Below are 12,174 nucleotides of genomic sequence, written 5' to 3' on the forward strand. Positions count from 1 at the left end.
TTTCAACCTGGCCCGCATAGTCGGGCCTATCGGAATATCCCCGACATGGTCGATATCACCCCCATAATCCCGGCTGATCGTCAGGTCATCGACACCTATGCCCCTGGCCGTTTCCGGGTGTCCAACGTGGTGCATGAGGGGGCTGTGATCGTTTTTCCCGATCGCACCATTGCCTGGGATGTACCCGGCTTCGCTGATCTGACCGTCGATCATTTCGCCGCTGTGCTTGCTGCCGACCCAAAGCCGGATGTGCTGCTGCTGGGCTCTGGTGCCCGCATGCAATTGCTGCCATCGGTCCTGCGCAAGGTGCTGCGGGAGCAGGGTCTGGTCTTGGATGTCATGGACAGTCCCGCCGCCTGCCGCACTTATAATGTGCTGCTGGCCGAGGGGCGGCGCGTGGCCGCCGCCTTGCTGACGGTCTGATCCAGCCTCACCGGGCGGCGATGGTCACTGTGATCGTGTCGGCATAGTCGCCGGCCACATGCTGATTGGAAATCGGCACCGTCACCTTCAGATCGGACTTCTTGCCAAACTGCGCCGTCGCACGCTGGACGACCATCTGGCTGGTCAGGTTGCCGGCGTTGCTGTCGTAATCGACGGAGTAGGCGATCTCGTTGACGCCGCTTTTCATCTTGCCGCCATTGGCCGACGCCAGGCTGATTGAATAGCCATTGCCGGCATTGCAGCTCTCCGTCACCGACCCGACCGTCTTCGACCCTTCGCCGCTGGTCAGGTTCCAGATGACGTTATTGTCCTGCACACTGATGGCGCAGGACATGGGCATGTTGCCCCGCAATGACAAATTGCCACCCGTGCTCTGCGCCATGGCGGCGGGCATCAGGGCGGTTGATGAGAGAAGCAGGGCCAGAACGGCCCGGACCAGTACACGGCGCATTCTGCACCTCTTTGTCCGGATATGGAAAACCCCGCCCGGTTTCGGGCGGGGTTTGGTCGGCAAACTTACTTGGCCGCGATGGTCACGGTGACCGTGTCGGCATAGTCACCAGCGATATACTGGTCGGAGGCGGCGATGGTGACCTTCAGGTCGGACTTCTTGCCAAACTGCGCCGTGGCGCGGTCAACAACCATCTGGCTGGTCAGCGCGCCGCCCTGGCCGTCATAGTTCACCTGATAGTCGATGGTGAAGTTGCCGGACTTCAGCTTGCCGGCATTGGCCGAAGCCAGCGTGATCTTGTAGCCGGAGCCGGAATTGCAGGTCTCGGTGACCGAACCGACGGTCTTGGCATTCTCACCGGCCTTCAGGGCCAGAGACTGGTTCAAGTCCTGGACGGCGATGGTGCAGGACAGAGCGACATTGCCCTTCAGCGCAATCGTGCCGGACGCATTCTGGGCCATGGCCGGGGCCGCGAAAGCAACAGCGATGGCAGCGGCGGCGGCGGTCTTGGCGAAGAACTTGTTCATGATGTCGGCTCCGTCGGTTCTTTTATAGCGGGAAGGCGTTTGCCTTTCTGATCACTCCTGCTGCATGGGGTATGCCAATCGGATATGGGAAGATTCCGGGCTGAAAATGACTGTTTCAGGCGCAAAACCATTTCATCATGCATTGCATAATTCAAATACTGCTATATTAAATGCAAAATGCAACAACCGGCATATAGGGTCGCAAACAAAGGATGTGTAAAACCACATCCTTGCCATCAACCCTCCATGATTGCCGTTCATCGTCGCCCGGCTTGCGGGATCGGCTGGGGTGGGTTGATGCTTGGCCCTGTCATAAAGACCCATTGTCGCGTTAACTTGGTAAACAGGGGACGGCACCGTCGGCAAAGGCGGTGGGGAAGGGTGGCATGAGCAACCTGTCGGATCGCAACCTGGGGGCGGAGGCGCGGCTGAAGGCCGTGTTCGCGCGCGAACAGGCGCGCAGCATCGAGATGGCCACCTGGGCGCGGCTGATCGGGTTGGGCGCGATCTTGAGCTGGATCACCGCCCTGGACCAATCGGTCGGCAACATTGCGGGTTATATCTGCATCGCCATTCTGGCCTGCAACGGCATGGGTCTGTGGGCGCTGCACCGGACAAGGGCATTCCGGCCATGGCACCTGTTCGCGTCGGTCGCCTTCGATCACGCGGCAATTGCGGCTGTGATGACAGTGCCTGTGGTTTTCAGCGGGGAGGTGATGCCGGCCGCCCTGACCACGCGCAGCGTCTGGTTCGCGGTCTTCTTCCTGATGGTGGTCAGTTCTGCCACGTTGCAGCGACCGGCCCTGGTGGTTTGGAGCGGGTTGACCGCCGTCCTGTCCTGGTCGGCGGTGGTCGTCCATGCCCTGCGTGAGCCGCGATCTTTCACGATGCCGATGGATTGGCCCTTTCACAGCACCAGCCTGAACGAGATTTTCGAGGTCATGCTGGACCCCTATTATATCGACCTGCCCGGCTGGCTCAGCCAGGTGCTGATCTTGATGCTGGTTGCTCTGACCCTGGCGGCGGCGGTACGGCGGTCCAAGATGCTGCTGGTCAGTCAGGCCGCGACGGAATGTGAGCGGGCAAACCTGGCCCGCTACTTCTCGCCCGACATGGTGGAACGGCTGGCGGCCAGCGACAGCCCCCTGTCGCAACCCAATACCCGCGTCGTCTGCGTCTTGTTTGCCGATCTGACAGGTTTTACCCGCCTGTGCGAGAATGCGCCAGCTTCGGAGATCATCGACCTGTTGCGCCAGTTCCGCATCCGCATGGAACAGGCCGTCTTCACCCATGGCGGCACAGTCGATAAATATATCGGCGACTGCGTGATGGCCACTTTCGGCCTGCTTGCCCCCAGTGGTCGGGACCCCGCGGCGGCCCTTGCCTGTGCCCATGACATGCAGGATGCCATCCATGACTGGAACCGTGAACGTGCAGCCCATGGCCTGCCGTCGGTCGGGCTGGGCATCGGTGTGCATTATGGAGCTGTCGTGGCAGGTGATATCGGGTCGGATCAGCGGCTGGAATTCACCGTCATCGGGGATACGGTGAATGTCGCCAGCCGTTTGATGCATCTGACCCGCGAGTTGGAAGCCGGCATTGTCATTTCCGATGAGGTGGCGGGTGCGGCCCTGGTCACCGATGGTGAGGCGGCACTGGCGGGATATCGCCGGGTGGAGGAAATGCCCCTGCGCGGGCGTGATGGCGCCATCGCCCTGTGGTACCGGCCCCTGGTCTTGCGCGACGATGTCGCGGCCTGAGCCGGGGCCTGCTATTCTGGCCTTCTCTGCCCTTTCAAAAATGCGTGAAAACCCATGTTCACCGGCTTCTTCTACGACTTGCGCAAGGCCGGCGTGCCTGTCAGCCTGAAGGAATATCTGGCGCTGATGGAGGCGATGCAGGCCGGCATCGCGGGCTATGCGGTGGAGGATTTCTATTACCTGTCGCGCGCCATCCTGGTGAAGGATGAGCGCAACCTGGATAAGTTTGACCGGGTGTTTTCAACTGTTTTCAAAGGCTTGGAAGGTTCCTCTGCCATCGGCGCTGAGGAGCTGACGGCCCGCATTCCCGAGGAATGGCTGCGCAAACTGGCGGAGAAATTCCTGACCGACGAGGAGAAGGCGCAGATCGAGGCGCTGGGCGGCTGGGATAAGCTGATGGAGACACTGGCGCAGCGGCTAGCCGAACAGAAGGACCGGCATCAGGGCGGCAATAAATGGATCGGTACGGCAGGGACCAGTCCGTTCGGCGCCTATGGCTACAATCCCGAGGGTGTGCGCATCGGCCAGGATGGCAGCCGCCACCGCCGCGCCGTGAAGGTCTGGGACAAGCGGGAATTCCGCAATCTGGATGACAGCGTCGAACTTGGCACCCGCAACATCAAGGTGGCACTCCGCCGTCTGCGCAAATTCGCGCGCCAGGGGGCCGCCGATGTGCTGGACCTTCCCGACACGATCAGCTCAACCGCTCGCAATGCCGGCTGGCTGGATATCAAGATGGTGCCGGAACGGCATAATGCCGTGAAGGTGCTGCTGTTCCTGGATATTGGCGGCTCCATGGACGACCATATCCGCCTGTGCGAGGAATTGTTCAGCGCCGCGCGGGGCGAGTTCAAGCACCTGGAATATTATTACTTCCATAATTGCGTCTATGAGGGCGTGTGGAAGGACAATAAGCGCCGGCATGTGGAGAGGCTTTCCACGTTCGACGTGATCAATACCTATGGTCCCGACTATAAGCTGGTCTTTGTCGGCGATGCCTCGATGAGCCCTTATGAAATCACGCAGCCCGGCGGCTCGGTGGAGCATTTCAACGAGGAGGCGGGCATCGTCTGGATGCGCCGCCTGCTGGACAAATACCCGCATTCAATCTGGCTGAACCCGTCGGATGAGCGTTATTGGACCTATACGCAGTCGATCGGGATTTTCCAGAAGATCATGGAGGGCCGCATGTATCCGCTGACCCTGGCCGGGTTGGACGCCGGCATGCGGGAACTGATGCGCTGATCAACTCTCCCCCTGGCATCGGTTTTTTGTTAGGCTGATTGCCGCTCCACCCTATCTGCATCCGCTGTGAAACACGCCGGGAAACCGTGTTGCGTAGGGTTTCCCATATGTCGGTGAGTGGGGCACACGCCACGTAACATCGCCGACATGGATGTTGCACAGGGTTTCACAGGGCCGGTCGGCCCACCCTGTGAAACACGCGCCGATGGGATGGTGCATAATGTTTCACAGGGCCGGTTCGTCCCCTTGTCACGAAAAATATCGGGGACAGGCGTCGTTTCGACACAAAAGTTCTTTGTCGTCCGTGACTTGTGTCGCCGGGTCAGGGCCGCCCCGACCTTCGATGCGATTGTGCACAAACGGTAACGGGATTAACTTGCCGCTCGCCAAGCCCGGCAAACCCCGCTGAAGGGGACGGGCATTGACGAAAAGGAACATCACATGACCGAACCTACCCCCATTACCATTGCGCGCGGCGATGGCATCGGCCCCGAGATCATGGACGCCACGCTGGAAGTGCTGCAGGCATCGGGAGCCAATCTGGCCTTCGAAGAAATCCAGATCGGTGAAAGCGTCTATAAGCGCGGCATCATGAACGGCATGGAGCCGAGCGCCTGGGACAGCCTGCGCCGCACCAAGGTTTTCCTGAAGGCCCCGATCACCACGCCGCAGGGGGGCGGGTACAAGTCGCTGAATGTGACCATCCGTGGCGCCCTTGGCCTTTATGCCAATATCCGCCCCTGCGTCTCCTATCACCCTTACGTCTCGACCAAGCACCCGACCATGGACGTGGTCATCGTGCGCGAGAATGAGGAAGACCTGTATGCAGGCATCGAATACCGCCAGACGCAGGAAGTGACCCAGGCGGTAAAGCTGATCACCCGGCCCGGTTCGGAAAAGATCATCCGTTACGCCTTCGAATATGCCCGCGCGAACCATCGCCGCAAGGTGACGGCCTTCGTTAAGGACAACATCATGAAGATCAGCGATGGCCTGTTCCATCGCGTCTTTGATGAGATCGCTGCCGAATATCCCGATATCGAACATGAAAGCATGATCGTCGATATCGGCGCTGCCCGGCTGGCCGACACGCCCGAACAGTTCGACGTGATCGTCACGCTGAACCTCTATGGCGACATCATTTCCGACATCGCGGCCCAGATCACGGGTTCGGTCGGTCTGGCCGGCTCCTCCAATATCGGTGACCAGTGCGCCATGTTTGAGGCCATCCACGGCTCTGCCCCCACCATCGCCGGTAAGAACATTGCCAATCCGTCGGGCCTGATCCTGGCGTCGGTGATGATGCTGGTCCATATCGGCCAGGCCGAGGCGGCGGAGAAGATCCACAATGCCTGGCTGCGCATGATCGAAGACGGCATCCACACTGTCGATATCTTCAAGCGCGGCGTCTCCAAGGCCCGCGTCGGCACCCGCGACTTCGCACAGAACCTGATCGATCGCCTGGGTGAGCGCCCGACCCAGCTGATCCCCGCCTCCTATCAGGTGGGCGAGAAGGCCAGCTTTGCCGGCATCGCCTTGAAGGATTATGCGCGTCAGGAGAAGAAGCTGATCGGCGTCGACGTGTTCCTGGACCATAAGGGCGGCAATGGCGACGACATGGCAGCGCGTGTAGCGGGCCTGATCGGCAGCGATCTGAAGCTGTCGATGATCTCCAATCGCGGTCAGAAGGTCTGGCCTGATGGGGCGCCGGAAACCTTCTGCACCGATCATTGGCGCCTGCGCCTGCTGGGCGATGGCAAGGCACCCGTCAGCCCGGCTGCCATCATCAGCCTTCTGGGCCGTTTCGCCGATGCCGGCCTGGACGTGGTGCAGACGGCCAGCCTGTACAGCTTTGATGGCGCCAACGGCTTCTCTGCCGCCGCCGGGCAGTAAGCGCAAAGGATGAGGTGGGGGAAGGGGGCCTATACTCCTCCTTCCCCCTTTGGATAGGTAACGGAGTTACCCACAGGAATCCGTACCGCGCCCTCTACCCAAGCCGAATCAAATTTGGTAGGTTCACATCCAAGAGGCCACTATATTTAGTGGCCGGATAATGGATAAGACAGCGATCCGCAGGGTCTGGGGCTAGACCCGCAAATGTGGTGAACTATCTGTTCCGGTGTCGGTAATTGCCATAGCACAAGGGGACCTGGAGCGTGGAAGCGACGGAAAGCACCTGGAGCGAAGAGCGCGTTGAGAAGCTGCGCCAGCTTTGGGGTCAAGGCATGAGCGCCAGCGAGATCGCCGAGCTGTTGGGGAATGTCACCCGCAATGCCGTGATTGGTAAGGCGCATCGTCTGGGTCTGTCCGGTCGGCCGTCGCCCATCAAGAAGAAGCCGACCAAGGGTGCGACGATCCTTTCCCTGACGGAACGGATGTGCAAGTGGCCGGTTGGCGATCCGAAGTCGCCTGACTTCCATTTCTGTGGCAAGCCCTCCTTGAATGGTTTGCCCTATTGCGCTGAACATGCGGCTATCGCCTATCAACCAGCCCGCAAGCGCGAAGATGACCGCAAGTTGGGCGTGGCCTGAAAGCCCCTGACTGAACGGTGACAAGGATGACCCCGGCATCGAAAGATGCCGGGGTTTCTTTTTGCCGATTGATATGCTTGCCGAACTATCTACATATATTTTCTGTGCAAATGGATAGTTTCCAATATTTCAACCATGTCAACAGCAGAGGTTAAAGTTCAGGTAATAATCGAGGCGCACGTTAAGCGCAGGCGAAGAAATCGCCGCGCCAGAACAGGAGCGTGCCATGCGGTCTTATCTTTCTAACCTTTCGGTTACAGGCAAACTGTCACTAGCCTTTGGTATAGTAATCAGTGTCGTCGCCCTTTCCGGTGTCGGGATCACCAGCTTCTTGAACCGGACACATGAAGCGGTTGATCTGAACACCGAAAGCTATCAGGTATTGGACAAGGTCTCGACCTTGCAGCAATCAATCCAGCAGCAGGAAAGCGCGCTGCGCGCCTTTCTGGTGACGGGCGACAAGGAATTCCTGTCTCCGCTGACGCCGGCCCGCACGCGCTTTGATAAGGCAATGGAGGAGGCTATGAGCCTTACCAGCGCCGACCTGACACAGCAGGCCCAGTTGCGGGAAATCGCGGCGGCCGCTGCCGATTGGCGGACCCAGGTTGCCGACCGTGAGATCGCGTTGGCCAGTCAGACGGGCGGGCTTCAAGCGGCCCGCAATATGGTGGCCCAGCATGTCAGCGCCCCGATCATCGCCCGCCTTCGCACGGCGCTCGACGCCGTGGAAGGAGCCGAGCGTACGCAACTCGTTCAGCGCACGGAGATTGCTGATAACGGCCTGCATGGGATGTTGACAGTGCTCTGGTTGGTGATTGCCGGTGCGGCCCTGGCAGCTCTGTTATCAGCCGTCGGTCTGGCCCGCCTCGTGGTGGCGCCGCTCAACCGGGTCAGTACTCTGATCAGCGAACTGGCGGGTGGCAAGACGCCGCCCGCGCTGACCTGGACCCGCGGGGATGAAATCGGACGCATCGCCCGGGCCTTCGATACGTTGCGCGGTACCGTCGCCAAGGCCTTTGCCCAGGCCCAGATGATCGCGGATGCTCCGCTGGGCGTGATGACCTGCGATCCTGCCGACAATTTCCGCATTAACTATATGAACAAGCGCAGCGCCGAGGTGCTGAAGACCGTCGAACATCTGCTGCCCTGCAAGGTTGAGGAGATGGTGGGCCAGTCGATCGACATCCTGCATAAGCATCCTGAACATCAGCGCCGCCTGCTGTCCAACCCCGCCAACCTGCCGCACCGGACCAAGATAAAGCTGGGTGGTGAGGTCATGGACCTGCGGGTGACCGCGATCCTGGATAACGACGGCCGCTATGTCGCGCCTATGCTGACTTGGTCGCTGGTGACGCAGCAGGTCAATCTCACCAATGACTTCGAGGCCAATGTGAAGGGTGTTGTTGATCTGGTGGCCCAGGCTGCCGACGAGATGGCCCGCGCCGCTGATGCCCTCAGCATGACGGCCAACAATGCCAGCGGGCAGTCGGTGGCCGTCGCCGCCGCTGCCGAGGAAGCCAGCGCCAACGTCGCCGCCGTGGCCAGCGCCACTGAGGAGCTTGCCGCTTCCATTCAGGAGATCGGTCGTCAGGCTGAGGCATCGAACAGCCGCACCAGCATGGCTGTGAAGGAGGCCGGGCAGGCCGACGAGTTGATGCGTCAGTTGACCGAGAGCGCACGGGAAGTGGGCGAGGTGGTGGAGTTGATCAAAGCCATCGCCAGCCAGACCAATCTGTTGGCGCTGAACGCCACCATTGAGGCAGCAAGGGCAGGTGAGGCGGGCAAGGGCTTTGCCGTCGTCGCGGGCGAAGTGAAGGGGCTGGCGACCCAGACCGCGCAGGCAACCGACCGTATCCGTCAGAAGGTCGAGGAAATCCAGGCCGCGTCCGGCCGTGCCGGCAGCGCCCTGCGCGGCATGACGGGCATGATCCGTGAACTGCACGCCACAGCCGCCGCCATCTCCGCGGCTGTGGAGCAGCAGCAGGCCGCCACACGCGAGATTGCCAGCAACATCTCCCAGGCCTCTGCCGGTACCCGTGACGTCACCGAACATATCAGCGGGGTCAACCAAGCTACCGGTGAAACCGGGGCCGCCGCCGCTCAGGTGCGGAGCAGCGCGGACGAGTTGAGCCTGGGTGCAGGCAAGCTGTCGCAACAGGTTGAACGTTACCTCACGGAGGCACGCGCCGCCTGACCGGTTCACGCTCCCGGTAACAGGTGAAAACTGGGCCGGACGGCAACCCGTCCGGCCCGATCTTTATCAACGGTTCAGGATGTGATGTGCCCATTCGGTCAGCGTGGTCGCACCGTGCAGGGCAGAGTGACCCTCCCAATCCACAGTCCCATCCGCGATGCCGGTATACATTTCCACGAATTCCTTCTGCACAGACGGGTGCAGGCCCCATTGGGCGATCGCTTCCGCCCAACCCTGCGCGGGCACACCCAGGACCTGTACCGATTTACCCATTACCTGTTCGAAGGCGGCGCCAACTTCCCGGATCGTGACCGGCTTTTGCCCGTGCAGTTCCACGACCGGGGCCGCGGCAGCCATGCCAGTCAACAGATCGGCAGCGGCGGCGCCAATATCACGAACCGGGATCATGTCCATCCGCTGATCGGGATCAATCAAGCTGGGAAGCAGTCCCTGTTCCTGAACCAATGGCAGTACCGAGCCCAGATTCTCCAGGAAATACGGGGCCCGCAGGAAGGTCGCCTTGGCTCCAGCCGCTTTGAACGCCGTCTCCACCCGGTTATTGGTCTTAATCATGCCCGTGCCAGTGGTGTGCTGGGCGGCGATGGAGGACAGTACGACGACAAGGGGCAGGTCGGCTGCCTTGCTGGCCGCCGCAAGGGCGGTTCCGGTCCGGGCCGCCGCCTCAATCGGGTCAGCAATGTCATAGCGCGGCGGGCTCAACAGAAAGGCCCCATCCGTTCCGCGCAGGGCCTGGGTAAGGGCAGGGATGTCGCCAAGGTCAGCTACCACGACCTCAGCCCCGCGCGCTGCCCAGGTGGCGCCCTTGCCGGCATCGCGGACGATCACGCGCACGCCATGCCCCCGCGACAGCAGGGCATTGGCAGCGGCAGCACCGGTATTGCCGGATACACCGGCTACAGCAAACAACGACATCATTCTCTCCTATCTCTGGTCGGGACCACTCGCGGCCCGCCCCTTGTCGAAGGGAAGAATGACGCGGCTGTTTACATGCGTAAAATGAATGCATATTATACTTAATATGCACCAAGTGAATTTAGCGGGTATTGATCTTAATCTGCTGACAGCACTGGAAGCGCTGCTGCGGGAGCGCAGCGTGACGAAGGCGGCGGATGCTGTCGGCCTGTCGCAGCCGGCGATGAGCCGGGCTCTGGGCCGCCTGCGGTCCTTGTTCGATGACCGCCTGTTCGTGCGGGGACCCGACGGTCTGGTCCCGACCCCGCGCGCGTTGGCCGTGGAGGAGCCGTTGCACCGGGCGTTGGCGGGGGTGCGCGGTTTGTTGACAGCGCCGGAATTTGATCCGTCATCGCATCAGGCCCGGTTCCGTATCCTGTGCCCCGATGTGCAAAGCATGGAACTTATGCCCACGCTGGCCCGCCGCCTCCACCGGACGGCGCCGGGGGTGGAATTGGAGATCATCGGCTTCCGCGGCGACCCGTTGGTTGCTGTGGAAGCGGGGGAGGCTGACCTGTCGGTCGGTTACCACCCGCAGATACGCGCAGGCTTTCACGCCACCAAGGTCTATCGTTCGGCCTTTTCCTGTCTGGTGCGCGCCGACCATCCGGTTGTCAGCGACGGCCTGACGCTGGAACGGTTTGTAGCGATGCCCCATATCCTGGTTACCGTGACGGGGCGTGGCGGTGGGGCCGTGGATACGGCCCTGGCTCAGCGTGGCCTGTCGCGCCATGTCGCCGTCAGGCTTCCGCATTTCATGGCCGCCCCCCTTGTGGTGGCACAGACCGATATGGTCTTGACGGTGCCATCCGGATTGGCAAGGCGGATAGCCGTTCTGGCACCGCTAGCCATCCTGCCTACGCCAATCGACCTTGGCGGCTTCGATGTCAGCGTCGCGTGGCATGAACGGCTTCAAGACGATCAGGCCCACACATGGTTTCGGCGCGAAGTCGTCAGCGCACTACGTGAAGGCGTGTCCATGACAGACTGATTTTCAACGAAAATTGCGCTTGCGAACCGTTCGTTGAACTGCGCCATGAAACCCGGCAGAAACGCATTACCAGCCTCCAGGCTGTCTATCTCCGCCAGACGCAGTTCCTTGACCAGCCGGTCCTGCAAAGTCCGGTTCGCCCGCTCCACCCGGCCCTTGGCCTGGCTGGAGTTCGCACACAGGATCTCAATCCCCAGTTCCGCCAGGGCACGCCCGAATTGCGTCATCCCCTGGCCACCCTTGGCATCCTTGCGGGCCACCCGGAAAACCGTGTGCTTGTCCGAATAAAAGGCCAATGGCCGCCCATGGTCGCGCAGATAGGCCGCCAAAATCTCGAAATAGCTGAAGGTACTCTCCGAGACCACAAACCGCAGAGCCATCAGCCAGCCCGTCGCGTCATCCACAAACACCAGCAAGCTACAGGGCGGCGGCCCGCGGTCCTCAAACCAGCGATGCTCGCTCCCATCAATCTGTACCAACTCACCCTGGCATTGCCGCCGAAGGCGAGGGCGGTGAAATTGACGTCGCTGTGCCTTGGTGCGCCATAAACCAGCCTCCGCCAGCCAGTGCCGAAGCGTCTCCCGCGACACCACAAGCTTGTGCCGTTCAGCCAGCTTCTCCGCCGCCAATGTTGGCCCAAAATCATGGTAATGCAGACGAACCAACTCCAGTGCCAGCTCGCGAACCCCCTTTGAAATCTGGTGGTTCGACGGTCGGCCCCGGCCTCGATGGACAATCCCGCCACCGCCATCACACCGGTAGCGATCCAGAAGACGCCCAAACCTGGCGCTCACTCAGGCCCAATATCCCAGCCGCGTCCGAAACCCCAAGCTGACCACTCTCGATTTCTGCCAGTACCTCAACACGCCGTACATCCCCATCGCTCATCATCAGCCAGCCCATGACAGCCCCCAAAACCGGTCAAACCGATCCAGAGACTGACATTTCTATCTTGCACAGAACTGACATTTTAACTTTGCGCGGCGGATTCACGCTGAAGTGCGACTGGGTTGCAGTGCATTGTAGTCGGTTCGCCTGATAGCTGCCAGCTTGCTGCTG

Annotated in this window: 10 protein-coding genes and 1 pseudogene; 7 read left to right on the forward strand and 4 right to left on the reverse strand. The window is 61.0% G+C overall.

What is annotated here, in order from left to right:
- Positions 1-45 precede the first annotated feature (45 nt).
- A complete protein-coding gene (locus ACT6Q8_RS05215) occupies positions 46-423 on the forward strand; it encodes an Mth938-like domain-containing protein (protein WP_054167575.1) in 378 nt (125 codons plus the stop codon).
- Between the two features lie 7 nt (positions 424-430).
- Here ACT6Q8_RS05215 and ACT6Q8_RS05220 read toward each other — a convergent pair whose 3' ends face one another.
- Both ACT6Q8_RS05220 and ACT6Q8_RS05225 read right to left on the reverse strand, forming a co-directional pair.
- Positions 431-895, reverse strand: a complete 465-nt coding sequence (locus ACT6Q8_RS05220; protein WP_444734486.1) for a spore coat protein U domain-containing protein — start codon at positions 893-895, stop codon at positions 431-433.
- Between the two features lie 65 nt (positions 896-960).
- A complete protein-coding gene (locus ACT6Q8_RS05225; protein ID WP_444734485.1) occupies positions 961-1,422 on the reverse strand; it encodes a spore coat protein U domain-containing protein in 462 nt (153 codons plus the stop codon).
- Positions 1,423-1,808: 386 nt separating this feature from the next.
- Here ACT6Q8_RS05225 and ACT6Q8_RS05230 point away from each other — a divergent pair, with 386 nt between their 5' ends.
- The 5 genes from ACT6Q8_RS05230 (at position 1,809) to ACT6Q8_RS05250 (ending at position 9,152) form a co-directional block, all read left to right on the forward strand.
- Entirely contained in the window at positions 1,809-3,182 is a 1,374-nt protein-coding gene (locus ACT6Q8_RS05230; RefSeq protein WP_156344541.1) for an adenylate/guanylate cyclase domain-containing protein, read from the forward strand.
- Between the two features lie 54 nt (positions 3,183-3,236).
- Positions 3,237-4,427: a vWA domain-containing protein gene (locus tag ACT6Q8_RS05235; protein WP_054167579.1), complete on the forward strand. Its 1,191-nt coding sequence runs from the start codon at positions 3,237-3,239 to the stop codon at positions 4,425-4,427.
- 441 nt (positions 4,428-4,868) lie between these two features.
- Positions 4,869-6,320, forward strand: coding sequence for an NADP-dependent isocitrate dehydrogenase (locus ACT6Q8_RS05240; protein WP_054167580.1), 1,452 nt, complete (start codon positions 4,869-4,871; stop codon positions 6,318-6,320).
- A gap of 263 nt (positions 6,321-6,583) precedes the next feature.
- Complete coding sequence (locus tag ACT6Q8_RS05245) at positions 6,584-6,958, forward strand: GcrA family cell cycle regulator (protein WP_082372212.1); 375 nt, start codon at positions 6,584-6,586, stop codon at positions 6,956-6,958.
- Positions 6,959-7,184: 226 nt separating this feature from the next.
- Positions 7,185-9,152 (forward strand): methyl-accepting chemotaxis protein, encoded by a 1,968-nt coding sequence (locus ACT6Q8_RS05250; RefSeq protein ID WP_444734484.1) that lies wholly within the window; start codon positions 7,185-7,187, stop codon positions 9,150-9,152.
- Between the two features lie 66 nt (positions 9,153-9,218).
- Here ACT6Q8_RS05250 and ACT6Q8_RS05255 read toward each other — a convergent pair whose 3' ends face one another.
- A complete protein-coding gene (locus ACT6Q8_RS05255; RefSeq protein ID WP_444734483.1) occupies positions 9,219-10,088 on the reverse strand; it encodes an NmrA family NAD(P)-binding protein in 870 nt (289 codons plus the stop codon).
- 103 nt (positions 10,089-10,191) lie between these two features.
- Between ACT6Q8_RS05255 and ACT6Q8_RS05260 the strand changes: the two genes are divergently transcribed.
- The gene (locus tag ACT6Q8_RS05260; protein WP_444734482.1) at positions 10,192-11,115 is read left to right on the forward strand and encodes a LysR family transcriptional regulator; all 924 of its coding nucleotides are present in this window, start codon (positions 10,192-10,194) and stop codon (positions 11,113-11,115) included.
- 20 nt (positions 11,116-11,135) lie between these two features.
- On the opposite strand, the pseudogene ACT6Q8_RS05265 reads toward ACT6Q8_RS05260, so the two are convergent.
- A pseudogene (locus ACT6Q8_RS05265) lies at positions 11,136-12,018 on the reverse strand (ISNCY family transposase); the annotation flags it as partial.
- Positions 12,019-12,174: the final 156 nt, after the last annotated feature.

The organism is Niveispirillum sp. (assembly GCF_052437035.1).
In the GTDB taxonomy this organism is placed as follows: Bacteria; Pseudomonadota; Alphaproteobacteria; order Azospirillales; family Azospirillaceae; genus Niveispirillum.

Coding starts and splice junctions, on each gene's coding strand:
- ACT6Q8_RS05215 (WP_054167575.1), top strand. CDS start 46: ATGGTCGATATCACCCCCATAATCCCGGCTGATCGTCAGGTCATCGAC.
- ACT6Q8_RS05220 (WP_444734486.1), bottom strand. CDS start 895: ATGCGCCGTGTACTGGTCCGGGCCGTTCTGGCCCTGCTTCTCTCATCA.
- ACT6Q8_RS05225 (WP_444734485.1), bottom strand. CDS start 1,422: ATGAACAAGTTCTTCGCCAAGACCGCCGCCGCCGCTGCCATCGCTGTT.
- ACT6Q8_RS05230 (WP_156344541.1), top strand. CDS start 1,809: ATGAGCAACCTGTCGGATCGCAACCTGGGGGCGGAGGCGCGGCTGAAG.
- ACT6Q8_RS05235 (WP_054167579.1), top strand. CDS start 3,237: ATGTTCACCGGCTTCTTCTACGACTTGCGCAAGGCCGGCGTGCCTGTC.
- ACT6Q8_RS05240 (WP_054167580.1), top strand. CDS start 4,869: ATGACCGAACCTACCCCCATTACCATTGCGCGCGGCGATGGCATCGGC.
- ACT6Q8_RS05250 (WP_444734484.1), top strand. CDS start 7,185: ATGCGGTCTTATCTTTCTAACCTTTCGGTTACAGGCAAACTGTCACTA.
- ACT6Q8_RS05255 (WP_444734483.1), bottom strand. CDS start 10,088: ATGATGTCGTTGTTTGCTGTAGCCGGTGTATCCGGCAATACCGGTGCT.
- ACT6Q8_RS05260 (WP_444734482.1), top strand. CDS start 10,192: ATGCACCAAGTGAATTTAGCGGGTATTGATCTTAATCTGCTGACAGCA.